Source organism: Faecalibacterium sp. Marseille-P9590 (assembly GCF_017377665.1).
GTDB lineage: Bacteria > Bacillota > Clostridia > Oscillospirales > Ruminococcaceae > Faecalibacterium.
Map to the genome: position 1 here is coordinate 437,110 of NZ_JAFREF010000001.1, position 16,067 is coordinate 453,176.

The 16,067-nt window shown below is 62.3% G+C and carries 13 protein-coding genes; 3 read left to right on the forward strand and 10 right to left on the reverse strand.

The window, feature by feature from the left end; all coding sequences use genetic code 11:
- Position 1: 1 nt before the first annotated feature.
- The 3 genes from J3349_RS02190 (at position 2) to J3349_RS02200 (ending at position 3,297) form a co-directional block, all read left to right on the forward strand.
- Positions 2 to 862, forward strand: coding sequence for a CpsD/CapB family tyrosine-protein kinase (locus J3349_RS02190; protein ID WP_207676297.1), 861 nt, complete (start codon positions 2 to 4; stop codon positions 860 to 862).
- The gene (locus tag J3349_RS02195; protein WP_158394762.1) at positions 859 to 1,620 is read left to right on the forward strand and encodes a CpsB/CapC family capsule biosynthesis tyrosine phosphatase; all 762 of its coding nucleotides are present in this window, start codon (positions 859 to 861) and stop codon (positions 1,618 to 1,620) included. Before J3349_RS02190 ends, J3349_RS02195 begins: the two co-directional genes overlap by 4 nt.
- Positions 1,621 to 1,965: 345 nt before the next feature.
- On the forward strand, positions 1,966 to 3,297 hold the full coding sequence (locus J3349_RS02200) for an MATE family efflux transporter (protein ID WP_207676298.1): 1,332 nt from the start codon (positions 1,966 to 1,968) through the stop codon (positions 3,295 to 3,297).
- Positions 3,298 to 3,332: 35 nt separating this feature from the next.
- Here the strand turns inward: J3349_RS02200 and J3349_RS02205 are convergent, their stop codons facing one another.
- The 10 genes from J3349_RS02205 to J3349_RS02250 all read right to left on the reverse strand — a co-directional run bounded on the left by J3349_RS02205 (position 3,333) and on the right by J3349_RS02250 (position 16,054).
- Positions 3,333 to 4,313 carry a Na/Pi symporter gene (locus tag J3349_RS02205; RefSeq protein ID WP_207676299.1) on the reverse strand — a complete coding sequence of 327 codons (981 nt, stop codon included), beginning with the start codon at positions 4,311 to 4,313 and terminating at the stop codon, positions 3,333 to 3,335.
- A gap of 370 nt (positions 4,314 to 4,683) precedes the next feature.
- Complete coding sequence (locus tag J3349_RS02210; protein ID WP_207676300.1) at positions 4,684 to 5,496, reverse strand: hypothetical protein; 813 nt, start codon at positions 5,494 to 5,496, stop codon at positions 4,684 to 4,686.
- A 133-nt stretch (positions 5,497 to 5,629) separates the two neighbouring features.
- A complete protein-coding gene (locus tag J3349_RS02215) occupies positions 5,630 to 6,718 on the reverse strand; it encodes a hypothetical protein (RefSeq protein WP_158394767.1) in 1,089 nt (362 codons plus the stop codon).
- 23 nt (positions 6,719 to 6,741) lie between these two features.
- A complete protein-coding gene (gene ftsH, locus J3349_RS02220; protein ID WP_207676301.1) occupies positions 6,742 to 8,892 on the reverse strand; it encodes an ATP-dependent zinc metalloprotease FtsH in 2,151 nt (716 codons plus the stop codon).
- Between the two features lie 21 nt (positions 8,893 to 8,913).
- On the reverse strand, positions 8,914 to 9,462 hold the full coding sequence (gene hpt / locus J3349_RS02225; protein WP_158394769.1) for a hypoxanthine phosphoribosyltransferase: 549 nt from the start codon (positions 9,460 to 9,462) through the stop codon (positions 8,914 to 8,916).
- Positions 9,459 to 10,925: a tRNA lysidine(34) synthetase TilS gene (tilS, locus tag J3349_RS02230; RefSeq protein ID WP_207676302.1), complete on the reverse strand. Its 1,467-nt coding sequence runs from the start codon at positions 10,923 to 10,925 to the stop codon at positions 9,459 to 9,461. The genes hpt and tilS overlap by 4 nt, the downstream gene beginning before the upstream one ends.
- Entirely contained in the window at positions 10,925 to 12,322 is a 1,398-nt protein-coding gene (gene dnaB, locus J3349_RS02235; protein WP_015564739.1) for a replicative DNA helicase, read from the reverse strand. Before dnaB ends, tilS begins: the two co-directional genes overlap by 1 nt.
- A gap of 86 nt (positions 12,323 to 12,408) precedes the next feature.
- Positions 12,409 to 12,864 carry a 50S ribosomal protein L9 gene (gene rplI, locus J3349_RS02240; protein ID WP_015564738.1) on the reverse strand — a complete coding sequence of 152 codons (456 nt, stop codon included), beginning with the start codon at positions 12,862 to 12,864 and terminating at the stop codon, positions 12,409 to 12,411.
- An 80-nt stretch (positions 12,865 to 12,944) separates the two neighbouring features.
- Entirely contained in the window at positions 12,945 to 14,048 is a 1,104-nt protein-coding gene (glf, locus tag J3349_RS02245; protein WP_207676303.1) for a UDP-galactopyranose mutase, read from the reverse strand.
- The gene (locus tag J3349_RS02250) at positions 14,048 to 16,054 is read right to left on the reverse strand and encodes a DHH family phosphoesterase (protein WP_242699460.1); all 2,007 of its coding nucleotides are present in this window, start codon (positions 16,052 to 16,054) and stop codon (positions 14,048 to 14,050) included. The genes glf and J3349_RS02250 overlap by 1 nt, the downstream gene beginning before the upstream one ends.
- Positions 16,055 to 16,067: the final 13 nt, after the last annotated feature.

Sequence of the window (16,067 nt, forward strand, 5' to 3'; positions counted from 1 at the left end):
CATGTGGAATCCGTTCAACCGAAACACCATCTCCAACTCTTCGGCAAGCAAGCGTTCGCTTCAGCTCATCACCCAGAAGGGTATGCCGTTTGCCTACGTTGAAGCTTACAAAGCTCTGCGCACCAACCTGAACTTTCTGTCCGGTTCCGGCGATGTCCACGCTTTCGTCGTCACCAGCACGGTCCCGGAAGAGGCAAAGTCCAATGTGTCGGTCAATCTGGCGCTGGCTCTGACGGAAAGCGGCAAAAAGGTCGTCCTCGTGGACTGCGACCTCCGCAAGCCTGTCCTTCACCGCTATCTGAAGGCCGGACACAATCTGAAAGGTGTCTCCAACGTCCTGTCCCGTCAAGTGGCGCTCTCCGACGCCCTCGTCGAGCCGAAGGACATCCCCAACCTGACGTTCCTGCCGGCCGGCACCACCCCTCCCAACCCTTCTGAGCTGCTCAGCCAGCCCCAGATGCAGGAGATGGTGAACACGCTGCGCGGGAGCTATGACTTTGTCATCCTCGATGCGCCTCCCATCTCGATGGTCACGGATGCCGCCGTCATCGGCCGCATCGTGGACGGTGCTCTCTTCGTCGTCCGCTCCAAGTATGCGTCCACCGACGCCGTCAAGACAGCCCTCGAGAAGCTTCAGGATGCCGGCGTAAAAGTCCTTGGCGCCGTTCTTACCCGTTATGATGCCAAAAAATCGCTCAAGCGCTCGGATTATGGGTACGGATATTACTACTATAATAGTAATTATTCCTATGGTCCCCCCGATGGCATTTCAGAGTCAGCAGCCAAAAAGAACGGCCTGACGTCAAAAAAGCAGCATAACGGCAAAGAAAAGCATTCCGTACATACGGAGGATGAAGCATGACAGACCTTCATTGCCATATCCTTCCTAACATTGACGATGGTGCCAAAGATGTTTCGATCTCCCTTCGTCTGCTGGAAAAAGAGTATGCAGACGGTGTGCGGAACATTGCTTTTACGAGCCACTTCAACAGTGAGTGGACGACTCCCGATGCATTCCTGCAAAAGCGTGCGGCCGCCTATGAGACACTGACAGCCGCGCTTCCGACCGGACCGGAAGCCATGCAGTTCCGCTTCAAGCTGGGCTGTGAAGTCTACTTCTCCCCCAAGCTCTGTGAGCTGGATGCCAAGGCGCTCTGCATCGGCGATACCTCTTATATGCTGGTGGAGTTTCCCACTACCCACAAGCCCCATTTCATCCGGCAGACCTTCGCCCTCCTGCAGGAGCAGGGCGTTCTGCCCCTCATCGCCCACATCGAGCGATACCCCTACGTCCTCGAAGACCCCACCCTGCTCTACAACTGGGTGGCCGCCGGAGCCTATGTCCAAATCAACGCGGGCGCACTGCTGGATTCTCCAAAACTGCGCCGGACGCTCTGCAAGTTCATCTCGTGGCAGCTTGTCCACGTCATCTCGACGGACACCCACTCCCTGGACAAACGCCCGCCCCGGATGGCAGAAGCCGCTGCTGTTCTGGAAAAGGAGCTGGGCAGAGAGACTGCCTCAAAGCTTTTGCAGAACGGCGACGCACTTTTCGACGATGAGGAGCTGGATGTTTTCACTCCCCACCGGCCCAAAAAGTTCCTGAATTTCTGGATGTGACAGGCCTGTGAGTCCTCTATCCAGCTGAGCTTCCTCTCTATGCTGGTTTTTGTGAAAAGTCATACTTTTTCCTTGACAATCCACCCGTTTCGTGGTATCCTATCGCAGGCCGGTCAGAAAGGCTCTTCCCGTACTGCCCTTTCCGGCCCGCATCCCGGTGCTGTCCGGCGGCGTCCCGTAACACCGCTTTTGCGATGCACCGTATTTCTCAGCACTTCAATAAAACCCGTGTGGATTTTTACAGCATAGATGTTTGCTACTTTTCGCCACACAATGGCCCGCTTCAAGCCGCCGTTGTGTGGCTTTTCTTGTGCGGAAATTTCAGGAAAGGAAGCTTTTGCCCCTATGAACGATACTTTTATGAAGACGAAGCCGGTGTTCCCGCTGCTGGTGTCGATGGCTCTGCCCAACGTCATCTCCATGCTGGTGAACTCGCTGTACAACATCGTGGACAGCCTCTTTGTGGCCCAGATCAACGAGCAGGCCATGACGGCCCTCTCTCTCGTGTTCCCCATCCAGAACTTCGTGAACGCCGTTGCCATCGGCTTCGGCATAGGCATCAACGCCCTTGTGGCCCTCTACCGGGGCGCAGGCGACTACGACAGGGCGGACACCGCCGCCACCCACGGCATGGCCCTCTCGGTGCTCCACGGCATCCTCTGCACGCTGGCGGCTACCGCCATCATGCCCGGCTTCCTGGCCCGGTTCACCGCCGACGGCACCATTGTCTCCATGGGCGTGACCTACTCCACCATCGTCTTCCTGTTCGCCACCGTGAACATGGCCAGCCTCGCCTTTGAGAAGCTCTTCCAGGCCGTGGGCCGGATGAAGCTCACCATGATCGCCCTCATCTCGGGCTGTGTCTGCAACATCCTGCTGGACCCCGTCCTCATCTTCGGCCTCGGCCCGGTGCCTGCCATGGGCATTGCAGGCGCGGCGCTGGCTACCGGCATCGGACAGGCCGCCACTCTCGTCATCTATCTCGTGGTCTACAGCACCACCGAGTCGCCCGTCCATCTGCGCCGGAAGGCCCTGCGGCCTGACCTCTCTCTCGAAGGCCGTCTCTACGCCATCGGTGTGCCTGCCATCCTGAATCTGGCCCTGCCCTCCCTGCTGGTCACCTTCCTCAACGGCCTGCTGGCGGCCTTCTCCGAAAGCTATGTGGTGGTGCTGGGCATCTACTATAAGCTCCAGACTTTCCTCTATCTGCCCGCCAACGGCATCGTGCAGGGAATGCGTCCCCTCATCGGCTACAACTACGGTGCAAAAGAGCACGCCCGCGTGGCAAAGCTCTACCAGCTCACCCTCGGCATGAGCGCCGTCATCATGGCGGCGGGCACCGTCATCTGTATGGCCGCTTCCGCGCCCCTCATCGGCCTGTTCTCCTCCACCCCCGAGACCATCGCCATCGGCCAGACCGCCCTGCGCATCATCTGCCTCGGCTTTGTGGTGTCGGCAGTGTCCACCACCTCTTCCGGCGCGCTGGAAGGTCTGGGCAAGGGTGCAGCCTCGCTGGTCATCTCCCTCTGCCGGTACGTCATCTTCATCATGCCGCTGGCGTGGCTGCTCTGCCGCCAGCTCGGCCCCACCGGCGTCTGGCACGCTTTCTGGGTCACGGAAGTGCTGTCGGCTGTCATCGCCTTTGCGGTGTATCGGAAGAGCGTAATTAAGAAGTAAGAGAAAGCCCGATGCATCGCATCGGGCTTTCTCTGTTATCTATCTTCCGGCACCAGCGCACACACCAGCCGCACCATCCACGGCAAAAAAGGCAGCCAGAGCAGGGCGCAGCAGACGTTGAAGGCGGTGTGGGCATTGGCGATTTGCCGGGAAATGACTTCCAGCTCCGGGCCTTTGGGGGAGATAAACTCCACCAGCCGGACGAACCAGGGCAGCAGCACCGCCGCCAGCAGACTCCCGCTGAGGTTGAAGCAGCTGTGGGCCAGTGCGGCGCGGGCGGCGTCCTTCCCCTGCCCGATGCAGGCCAGCAGGGCCGTGACCGTCGTGCCGATGTTGTCGCCCAGAAGGACCGGCACCGCCCCGGCAAGGCCCAGCACGCTGTGGATGCCGTCCGGCCCGGCCTGACGGGCCACGTTCTGCAGCAGCGCGATGGTGGCCGAACTGCTCTGCACCACCATGGTCATGGAGAGGCCCAGCAGGATGCCCAGAAGCGGCGACTCCTTCACCCGGGTCATCCAGTCGAGAAAGACCGCCTGCCCGGCCAGCGGCTGCAAAGCCCGGCCCAAAATGTCGATGCCCTCGAAGAGCAGCCCAAAGGAGAACACCGCCTCGCCCACGGCCTGCCAGCGGGGCCTGCGGGCCGCGAAGTCGAGGAGGAAGCCCAGAAACAGCACCGGGTACACCAGCGTCTGGACATCGAAGGCGATGAGCTGAGCCGTCATGGTGGTGCCGATGTTGATGCCGTAGATGACGGCCACCGCCCGGGGCAGTTCCAGCAGCCCGGCGCTGACGAAGCCGATGACCATTACTGTGGCCGCCGAGCTGCTTTGGAGCACTGCCGTCACGGCCAGCCCGGTGAGGACGCCCAGCAGCGGTGTGGCCGTCAGCCGGGCCAGCAGCCGCTTCATGGCGTCGCCCGCCGCCCGCTGCAAGGCGCGGCTCATCCTGTCCATCCCGTAGAGGAACATCGCCAGCCCGCCGAACAGCGCAAAGAGCATCTCCGTCCCCTGCTCCATCCGCACACCCCCTTGTCCAACAATGTATGAGGGGTGGACGGGCGGTATGACGGGAAGGCTTCTTCTCTGTACAACCTCTCAGTCTGCTTCGCAGACAAGGCCGGGTTGCGGCAGCGCGTTAGCGCTGACGGAGAGGTCGGACTACAGAGAACTTCCTCTGAGACCCGCGCGTTATCTGATAAAGTGACATTTTTCTAACGCAGCATCGTCCAAAATCCCACTTTCTCAAGGTGATAAACTGAGGCTTGCTGATAAAGTGGGTCACTTTATCAATCAGGGTCACTTTATCAAATTGATAAAGTGACGTTTTATAATTATAGTACGTTATTTTTTGGTCATTTCATCACATAATCCGCCTCAGTAGAGCGTATCACTTCATCAGCCCCATCGTCCATGCCCGGACCAGCAGGCCCAGCAGGACGACGGCCAGCAGCACCACGGTGAGAGCGCGGCTCTGGGTGCGCTGACGCTTCTTGCGGCGGGCCGTGGTCTGCATATTCTGGCGGCTGCGGCTGTTCCGGCCAGAGGTATTCCGGCTGCGGCTGGATGTCCCCCGGCCCGAAGCGGCACGATTCCCGCCGCTCTGGCGCTTGCGGGATGTGCTGCCGCTTTTCTGGGACTTCTGACGGCGGGGCGCCTCGTCCTCAGCCTTCTTCTGAGGCTCGATGGTCTCCGACGCGCCGCAGCGGGACAGAAAGTCCTCCGCCATCCGGTAATACTTCTCGAGGTCGTCGGTAGTCAGGGCCGTTCCCTCATAGCCCGCTTCCAGCTCCTCCACGGCCTCGTTGAACCGGATCGCCGCCTGTGCGGCTGCGGTCCTGTCGGAGGCGTGGGCGGCCTCGTTGCGGGCCATCCGTACCGCGTTGCAGGCGCGGCGAGCCGCTGCAGGGTGGGGCGTATTGCCCAGCAGGTCCAGAGGCCGGGCGGCGTCCTTTTCCGGGTCCAGCAGGACACGCATACAGAGGGTGGTATCCAGCTGCTGCCAGCCGGTGCGGCCATTCAGCTCCGGCAGGCGCTCGTAGTAGTCGGGGCTCTCCTTCTGGCGCTGGGCCAGATGCTTCAGCAGGGCGTCCACGCTGTGAGCGCCGGGCTTTTCCTCCCAGTGCCAGCGCAGCAGTTTCCGGCTGATGTCGTCGCAGGCCGCTTTTATCTCGAACGCGGCCTGCAAAGCTTCGTCAGGCATAATCATCTCTCCTTGTTAAACCTCTCCGTCACGCCTACGGCGTGCCACTGCCCGGGTTGCGAAGCAGACGGAGAGGTTATTCCTTAAATTAAAAGCGGAGGAAGCCTCTGCCTCCTCCGCCGTACATCCTATTTTACATCATGAACTGGGAATACACGAAGCCGCACAGGGCGATGCCCGCACACACGATGGCGGTGATGGGCGGCACCCAGCGGATGAGCGTCTCAGCGATGCTGTCGCGGGGGTCTTCCTCTTCGCAGTCGTCCTCCTCGTCCAGCGGTTTTGCCTGCAGGCGGGACGGCGCGGCGGCGGGAGTCGAGGGTACCACACGGGTGCCGTACTTCTCCACCTCTTCGTCCGGCGCAAAGGACTTGGCCGGGCGCACCGGCTCCGGCTGGCGGGGCAGGACACGGGTAGCCTCCTGCTCCGGGGCGCGGGTCACCACGCGGGTCGCGTCCATCTCAGCGGCAGGCGCATAGCCGGGCGCAGGCTCCGCCGTCCGGGGCGGGATGATACGGGTGGCTTCCTCCTGCGCCGCACCCACGATGCGGGTAGGCTCCTCAGCAGGCGCAGCCGGGCGTACCGGCTGGGCCGCAGGCTGTGGCTCGGGCTGGCGCACCGGGGCTTCCGGCTGCAGCAGGGTGTTCAGCGCGTTCTGCAAAAGGATGCGGTCACTGCCGCACTCGGAGCAGTAGACGGTGTCCTCTTCCTTCGGGTGGAAGGCACCGCAGGCGCAGTACCAGCCGTTCTCGAAGACCTGGGGCATGAACTTCATGCCGGTGCGGTTCATCCGGGCTTCGAGGGCCTTCTGCATCTCGACGCTCAGGCGGCGGGGGGCCGGCAGGCGCACCCGCTTGATGCTCTCGAGGTGGACGACCTTCCTGCCGCTGTAGACATTGCGCAGGGTAACGTCCACGCTGGTGATGGCCTTCTGGGTGACAAAGACGGCATCGTCCATGCCGAAGCTCTCGCCGGGCTTTGCGGTAAGGTCACGGTACTCGAACTCGTCCTCACAGAGGATGACGCCGTCCACGCCCTTGCACTTGAAGTGGATCTCCAGTGCCGTCAGGGTCACGCGGGAAATGTTCTTAAAGGTCAGACAGACCGCGTGTTCGCCGCTGACTTCGCCCTTGAGCAGCTCCACGCAGACGAACTGCACCGGGCTGCCCGGGGTGTAATAGTTGGCCCGTGTCCGCGCGACCGGTTCAAAATTTTCCTCCACAACACTCTCCCCTTTCTCTTGGTTTACTGGTTGGCTTCGCCTTCATCCGGCGTTTCGGGGGCCGGGGCTTCCTGCGGGGCGGCATCCACTGCCTCAGCAGGTTCGGCAGGCTCCGCAGCCTCTGCGGTCTCGGGCTGTTCCACAGGCTGGACAGCGGGCTGATCCTCGGCGGGCTTTGCGTCGGGGTCCTCACGCGAGGGCAGGGTCTCGCCTGCCATCACGGCGTTGAACTCCTTCTCGTTCAGCTTCTCGCGCTCCATCAGGGCCTGTGCCAGCGCATGGAGCTGGTCGATATGCTCCGTCAGGGTGCGGCGGCAGGTCTCGTAGGCCTCGTCGATGATGTCCCGCATCTCGCTGTCGATCTCAGCAGCGGTGGTCTCGCTGTAGCCCTTGCCCTGACCGAAGTCGCGGCCCAAGAAGGTCTCCTCCTGAGAGGTGCCGTAGACCACAGGGCCAAGGCGCTCGGAGAAGCCGTACTTGGTGATCATCTGGCGGGCGATGTTCGTCGCCTGCTGCAGGTCGTTGGACGCACCGGTGGAGATGTCGTCCAGGATAAGCTGCTCGGCTACGCGGCCGCCCAGACTGGACACGATGTCCTCGAACATCTCGCCCTTGGTGACGTAGCTGCGGTCTTTCTCGGGCAGATACATGGTGTAGCCGCCGGCCTGACCGCGGGGGATGATGGTGATCTCATGCACACGGGGGTGGTGCTTGCAGTAGAAGCCCGCCACAGCGTGGCCTGCCTCGTGGTAGGCGGTGAGCTTTTTCTCTTCGGGGGTGACGACCCGGCTCTTCTTCTCGGGGCCGGCCATGACCTTCATGGAAGCCTCTTCGATGTCCTCCATCGTAATGGCCTTGCGGCTGCGGCGGGCAGCCAGCAGAGCGGCCTCGTTGACGAGGTTCTCGAGGTCAGCGCCCGCAAAGCCTGCGGTGCGCTGTGCGATGACCTTGAGGGAGACATCCGGGGCGAGGGGCTTGTTCTTGGTGTGGACTTTCAGGATTTCCTCGCGGCCCTTGACGTCGGGCAGGCCGACGTAGACCTGACGGTCGAAGCGGCCCGGGCGGAGCAGGGCCTTATCGAGGATGTCGGCACGGTTGGTGGCCGCCATGACGATGACGCCATCGTTGGCCTCGAAGCCGTCCATCTCGACCAGCAGCTGGTTCAGGGTCTGCTCGCGCTCGTCGTGACCGCCGCCGAGACCGGCACCGCGCTGACGGCCCACAGCATCGATTTCATCAATGAAGATGATGCAGGGCATGGTCTTTTTTGCCTTGTCGAAGAGGTCGCGCACACGGGATGCGCCGACGCCGACGTACATCTCGACGAAGTCAGAGCCGGAGATGGAGTAGAACGGCACACCGGCCTCACCGGCGCAGGCGCGGGCCAGCAGGGTCTTGCCGGTACCCGGAGGGCCGACGAGCAGCACGCCGTGAGGGATGCGTGCGCCCAGAGAGTTGAACTTGTCGGGGCTCTTGAGGAACTCCACGACCTCTTTCAGCTCTTCCTTCTCTTCGTCTTCACCGGCCACATCGGCAAAGGTGGCGGTCTTCTTGTTCTCGTGCTCGTCCTTGACCTTGGCTTTGCCGACATTCATGATGCCGCCGCCACCGCCGACGCCGCCCCGCATCATCGAGAACAGCAAAAAGCCGGTGCAGCCCAGCATCCCCAGATAGAAGATGATCTCCATCCAGGGGATGGTCTCCTTGAGGGAGGTGTAGTCGTAGGTCATGGGCGCGTCGGGATTCGCCGCGTCGTAGGACTCGATATACTTGTCCACGTTCTCAATGAAAACGTAGGCATAGGGCAGTTTATAGCGGACGGTGACGGTGCCGTCGTCCTCCTGCACTGCGCCGGTGGACTCCGACGAGGAGGAGAACATCCCGCTCAGCAGACCGCCGGTAGACTGCACCGTGCTCTGGGTGGAGGAGACGTCCGGCAGGGGCAGGTCGCCTTCTTTCAGGTTCAGGGTGATGACGCTGGTGTTGCGGTCCAGCGTAAAGGCCGTGACCTGATTGTGCTCAAAGTAATGGACGACGGTGGAGTAGCTCATGGTCGAGCCGCTGGTGCTGCCCGCCCCGCTGCCCATCACCGACCAGACCATCAGCACGGCGGCCAGCGCCAGTGCGAGGATGAGCGGATTGATACGAGGTCTCTTAGGTTGCAAAAGGATCAACTCCAGTTCTGGTTTTATTTCTTACTTTTCGTAGACGCTGGGTTTGAGTACGCCGATGTAGGGCAGGTTGCGGTACTTCTCGTCGTAGTCGAGGCCGTAGCCCACCACGAACTCGTCCGGCACCGCGAAGCCCTCGTAGTCCGGGGCGATGTCGGCCTTGCGGCGGCTGGGCTTGTCGAGGATGGTGCAGATCTTCACCGAGTTCGGGTTGCGCATCTTGAGCATCGGCACGAGGTTCGACAGGGTGATGCCGGTGTCGAGGATGTCCTCCACGATGAGCACGTCCTTGCCGGAGAGGTCGCCATCCAGATCCTTGATGATCTTGACGAGGCCGGTGCTGGTGGTGTTGCCGCCGCCGTAGCTGGACACCACCATGAAGTCGATGCTGCACGGGATGCTCACAGCGCGCATCAGGTCGGCCATAAAGACCACCGAGCCCTTGAGGATGGAGACGAGAACGAGGTTTCTGCCCTCATAGTCTTTGCTGATCTGAGCGCCCAGCTCAGCCACTTTCGCTTTCAGCTCCTCTTCCGAAACGAGGACCTTCAAAATATCGTCATTCATGCTCATGATTCGATTCCTCCAAAATTTTCTAGTTCCACCTGCAGCAGCTGCCCGGTGTCCGGCCCGGGGGCCAGCCCATCGGCAAAGCCCTCTCCGCAGACCCACAGCACCTGTCTGCCTGCCGCCAGAAGCGGCAGCGTGTCCCGTTCCCGGGGCGGGATGCCCGCCTCGTTCATCCATTTGCGCAGCTCCCGGTCTACCCCCCGCCCGGCCGGACGGAAGCGGTCGCCGGGCTGACGGCAGCGCAGCCGCAGAACAGGACATATCGAGTTTATTTTAGCATAATCTGCCTGATTTTTTAAGTCTTTTTTATGAACACCCTGTGTTTTTTCTTCAAAACAGGCCGAAACCACCCGGATATGCAGCTTTCTGCCGCCGGGCAGCGGATAATCGCCGCCCTCCGGCAGGGATACTTCAAATTTCGGACAGTCCGCTTTTTCGCCCTGTCGGCGGGTGTTTTTATCGGCTTCCTCCCGCCAGAGCACGCCGTCCCGGGCGCAGAAGCGGACGGCGTCGGTGAGCTGCACCGCGCCGCTGCCCTTTTCCACAAGGTCGGCCAGCAGACGGATATATTTTTCCTCCGCGTCCCGCACCGGCTCCACAAGGCTGTGGAGGGCCATGTCGAGGATGAGTGGGTCAGTCTGCCGCAAAGGCTCTGACATCCACACGGGCTGGCCGCTGCGCAGGGCGTATCCCGCCCCGCCGGGCAGGCTTTTTGCGTCCGCTGCCCGGGCCGAAGCCAGCAGCGCATCCGCCTGCCGGGCGAAGTATTCGTCCGCCTTGGCGGCTTTCTCACAGAAGCGGGCCAGATTGCGCTCGGCGGCGCTGTTGACCCCGCAGAGGGCGGGCAGTGCGCCGTGGCGCAGACGGTTGCGGGCGTAGTCGTCGGCGTCGTTGGTCTCGTCGGTGACCCAGCGTTCGCCGCAGGCGCGGCAGACGGCCTCGGTGTCGGCCCTCGTCAGGCAGAGCAGAGGCCGCAGATAGCCCGGGCGGCTGGGCCGGATGCCCGCCGCGCCGTGGAGGCCGGTGCCTCTGGCCAGCCGGAACAGCAGCGTCTCAGCCTGGTCACTCCCAGTATGGGCAGTTGCGACGGCATCTATCCCGTCGGCCAGCACCCGCTCAAAGCAGGCATACCGCAGACGGCGCGCCCAGTCCTCCCCCGCCCGGGGCTTTCCTGCCTCGGCTTCCAGCTCAGCGGCATGGAACACCCGCAGCGGCAGGCCCAGCCGGGCGCAGACCTCCCGGACGAAGGCTTCGTCCCGGTCCGCCGTCTTCCCCCGCAGGCCGTGGTTGACGTGGCAGACCGTGAGGGCGATGCCCTTTTCCTCGGCCAGCGGGCGCATGAGGCAGAGCAGGGCCATGCTGTCGGCCCCGCCCGAAACAGCCAGCGCGAGATGCTTTTTGCCGTCCAGCAGCTTTTCCCGGGCGCAGAAGCCGCGCACCGTCTGTAAGATCTCTTCGTAGTTCATCAGCGTTTGAAGTCCACATCCATAAAGCGGGTGTGGGCGCCGTCCCAGCCCAGCGGCACCGTGCTGGTCTCGCCGTGACGGTTCTTTGCCACGATGCACTCGGCGGTGTCGGCGTCCACCTCCGCGCCGTCGGGGTTCTGGCTGGCGTAGTAGGAGTCGCGGTACAGGAAGAGGACGCAGTCGGCGTCCTGCTCGATGGAGCCGGAGTCGCGCAGGTCAGACAGCTGGGGGCGGTGGCTGGAGTTGTTGCCCTGCTTTTCCACCGCACGGGACAGCTGGCTCAGAGCGATGATCGGCACGTTCATCTCTTTGGCCATGATCTTGAGGTTTCGGGTGATGGAGCTGATCTCCTGCACGCGGTTCTCGCTGCGCTGGCCGCTGGTCATCAGCTGCAGATAGTCGATGACGATGAGGCCCACGTTGGGGCGGGCGGGGTCCTGATTGACCCGGCGGATCTTCGCCTTCATCTCGGTGATGGTGATGCCCGAGGTGTCGTCCATATAAATCGGTGCGTCGTGCAGTTTTTCGGTGGCGAGGGCCAGATACTCCCAGTCCTCGGCCCGGAGCGCACCGGTGCGGAACGCCTGACTGTCGATGCCCGCTTCAGCGGAGAGGATGCGGTTGGTCAGCTGCTCCTTCGTCATTTCGAGGCTGAAGATGGCCACCGGCACCTTCTGCTGCATGGCCACGCGGGTAGCGATGTTCAGCGCGAAACTGGTCTTGCCCATACCGGGGCGGGCAGCGAGGATGATGAGGTCACCGCGGCCAAGGCCGGTGAGGACGGTGTCCAACAGCCGGAAGCCGGTGGGGATGCCCTTATACTTGTCGGCGTCGGGGCCGCTGATCTTTTGCAGATTTGTCAGAGTCTCCACCATGCTGGAAGAAAGGGGCGTCAGGGCGCTGGAATCGCGGCCGGAGCGGATCTCATAGATGCGCTGCTCGGCGTTTTCCAGCAGCAGGTCGGCGTCGGGCTCGTCGCCCGCGTCCTGCAAAATGTCCTTTGCGACACCCATCAGCTGGCGCACCAGATACTTTTCCTGCACGATCTGCGCATACGCCTTGACGTTGGAGATGCTGGGGACCGTCTCGGCGAGGCCGGTCAGGTAGACTTTCGCCTCGTCGGCGCTGGGGAACACGCCGTCCGAGATGACGGCGTCCAGCAGGGTGACGAAGTCGATGGTCTGATCGCTGGTAAAGAGGCGGAGCATCTCGGAGTAGATCTGAGCGTTCTGCCGGGTGTAGAACATCTCGGGCCGGATGATCTCGACGAGGTCGGTCAGGGTCTCGGGTTTCAGCAGCACCGCGCCCAGCACGCTCTGCTCTGCCTGCATATTGTAGGGCAGGTTGATGCCCACGCTCTCGAGGTTGAGTTCGTTATAATGTCGTTCGTTCGGCATGGTCGTTATCCTTCTGCTTTATTTATATAAATGCCGTAAAGCCAAAAAGCGCCCCCTGCCGAGAGGGGGCGCAGATAGCGGTCAAATCAGGCCTGCTCCACTTCTACCTGGACCTTGAAGGAAGCCACGACACCGACATGGAGGCGGACTTTGCCGTTAAAGACGCCCGCGTCCTTGATGTCCTTGGTCTCCAGCTCGATCTTCTTCTTGTCGATGGGAGAACCGGCCAGCTGGGCCAGAGCCTCAGCGACTTCCTTGCCGGTGACCTTGCCGTGCAGACGGCCGGAGGCACCGCCCTTGGCCTTGATGACCACGGTCTTGCCCTCGAGCTTCGCGGCCACAGCCTGAGCGGCGGCCACGTTCTCAGCCTCGTGGAAGTCGGCAGCGGCCTCCTTGCCCCGGGCGATATTCACCGCGCTGGCGTCGGCCACAGCGGCCAGCTTGCGCGGGAACAGAAAGTTGCGGGCGTAGCCGTCGGAGACCTCGTGGATCTCGTCCTTCTTGCCGATGCCCTTGACGTCCTGCTTCAGAATCACTTTCATGATAGTATCCCTCACTTCTCACCGGAAAACCGGTGGATTTCTATGGTTAGTATACAGCAATCGGGCTGTTACGTCAACGCTTACGCCAGTTCCCTGCTCACGACGTCCAGCGCCACCTCGATGACCTTATCCATATCGTAGTACTTGTACTCGCCCAGACGTCCGCCGAAGATGACCCCCGGCTCGGCGTCGGCCAGCTTCTTGTACTCGGCGTAGAGTGCGCCGTTCTTCTCGTCGTTCACCGGGTAGTAGGGTTCATCGCCAGGCTTCCACTCGGCGCTGTACTCGCGGCTGATGACGGTCTTGGGCTGGGTACCGAACTCAAAGTGCTTGTGCTCGATGATGCGGGTGTAGGGCGTCTCGGCGTCGGTGTAGTTGACGACGGCGTTGCCCTGATAGTTGTCGGTGTCCAGCGTCTCCGTCTCAAAGCGGACGCTGCGGTACTGCAATGCGCCCAGCTTGTAGCCGAAGTAGGCGTCCACCGGGCCGGTGTAGACGACCCTGTCGGCCAGCTTGTCCAGCTCTGCCTTCTCGGCCAGATAGTCCACGCCCAGGCGCACTTCCACGCCGTCCAGCATCTTCTCCACCATGGCGGTATAGCCGCCGTTGGGGATGCCCTGATACAGGGCGTTGAAGTAGTTGTCGTCGTAGGTAAAACGGACGGGCAGGCGCTTGATGATGAAAGCGGGCAGCTCGGTGCAGGGGCGGCCCCACTGCTTGCCGGTGTAGCCCTTGATGAGCTTTTCGTAGATGTCGGTGCCGACCAGACTGATGGCCTGCTCCTCGAGGTTCTTCGGCTCCGTGATGCCGGCCTCGGCGCGCTGCTGCTCGATCTTCGCCTTCGCCTCGGCGGGGGTCACGACGCCCCACATCCTGTTGAAGGTATTCATGTTGAAGGGCAGGTTGTAGATCTCGCCGTGATAGTTGGCGACAGGGCTGTTGGTGTAGCGGTTGAACTCCGCGAACTGGTTGACGTACTGCCACACAGCCTTGTTGTTGGTGTGGAAGATGTGGGCGCCGTAGCGGTGGACGTTGATGCCCTCCACCTCTTCGGTGTAGATGTTGCCTGCGATATGAGCGCGCTTGTCGATGACGAGGCAGCGCTTGCCGGCCTTCTTGGCCTCATGGGCAAATACCGCGCCGTACAGGCCAGCGCCAACGATAAGATAATCGTACTGTTTCATCACTGTTTATCCTTTTTCTTCTGTTCGGATTCCGACTCGAGGCCGCTCTTTTTCTGGGCCTCTCGGTACTGGTCGATGGCCGTCTGGATGCGGCTGTGGGCCGCCTCCGGGGTGATATGCTTGAGCTGGGCCGCTGCCATGGTCTGATGACCGCCGCCGCCCAGAGACTCCATGATGACCTGCACATTCACCGCGCCGAGGCTGCGGGCCGAGATGTTGACGCCGCCGCCCACCTGCACGGCCACGAAGCTGGCCTCCACGTTCTGGATGGTCAGCAGGTCGTTGGCCGCCTGAGCGATGGCCACCCGGGCCTCGGGGGCCACCTCGCCGCTGACGGTGATGGCGCAGCCCCGGTACATCTGGGCTTCCGATACCAGTCTGGCCTTGGTGGTGTACTCCACCATGCTCACGTCAAAGAGCTGACGCACGTGCTCCGTCTCCGCGCCGTAGCGGCGGAGGGCCGCAGCGGCCTCGAAGGTGCGCACGCCGGTGTGGAGGGTGAAGTCACGGGTGTCCAGCATGATGCCGGAGAGCAGTCCCTCGGCCTCGATACGGTTGGGCTTGTCGTCCCGGTCGCCTACATACTGCAAGAACTCCGTGACCAGCTCACTGGCCGAGGATGCATAGGGCTCGTGGCAGACGAGGTCGGCTTTCTCGATGAAGCCGACGCCCTTGCGGTGGTGATCGATGACGGCCACCTTGCCGCATTTTTCCAGTATCTCGCGGCTCTCCACCAGACCCAGCTGGTATGTATCCACGACGATACAGAGCGTTCTCTGGGAAATGATGGGCAGAGCCCCCTTGGGGTCGATGAAGTCATCCTCCTGCCCTGCCGCGATGAGGGCGTTGATGAGGCTGCCCGCCAAAGTGGCGTCACGGCGTACGGCGATGACTGCCGGCACATCGCAGATCTTGCAGATGCGCAGCACGCCCTCGGCAGAGCCGATGGCGTCCAGGTCGCTCATCCGGTGGCCCATGATGACCACATGGTCAGCCTCTTTGATAAGCTTGACCAGCTGGTCGGCCACGATGCGGCTGCGCACCTTGCTGCGCTTTTCCACGCCGTGGCTGACACCACCGTAGAAGGTAAAGCCGTCCGGGGTCATCTCGGCGGCCTGGTCGCCGCCGCGCCCCTGCGCCATATCCAGCGCCTGAACGGCCATGTCCTGAGCCTCCCGCAGGGTCTTGGCCCCGCGTCCGATGCCGATGGAGATGGAGAGGTTCACGCTGGGGTCGAGGGCGCGGATCTTGTCCAGCACGTCGTAGCCGCGCTTGGCGAACTGCTCCAGCTGGCGCTCTTCCACCACAGCGATGTAGCGGCCGCTGGCCACGCGGCGCAGAAAGCCCGTGCCGCGGCCTATCATATCTTCCAGCACCCGGTTGATGCCTTCCAGCAGGCGGGCACGCTCGCTGTCCAGCATATCGCTGAACACGTCGTCGTAGCCGTCCACGAGGAAGACCAGATAGCCCGGGCGGCTGGCCTTATATTCGGCCTCCACTTTGCGGAGGGCCGTTTCCTCATTCAGGACAAGAAGGGTCATGCTCTCGGCCTCGCCGGGGACGGTGGAGCTGTGAGCGTTCCACACGCCGTCGGCCAGATTGAGCAGCTGGCCGCTGACCTTGCGTGCCTCCTGCAGGTCGAGGCCGGGCAGCACTTTCTGCACCCGGGGGACCAGAAGGGCTTCGCCTTTCATCAGACGGGTGCGGAACTCGGTGTTGTACCACAGCACCGTCTCCCCCGAAAGGAGGGCGGCGGGCTGGCTCAGCGGCTCGAGGCTGAACTGCGTCTTCGATTTTTCGAAGCTGCCGCCGCAGACCCAGCGGGCCACCCAGCTGCGCACCCGGTAGCGGAACACTCCGAACAGGGCGAACCACAGCACCGCCAGCACCACCAGCACAGGCCAGATGGCCGGGCGCTGCACCAGAAGCACCAGCACCAGCAGGGCGCAGAGCACCGCCAGCGCAGCGGTCAGCATTTCAAGAGTCCATCTTGGTTTTTGTTTCATGAAGTGTTATGCC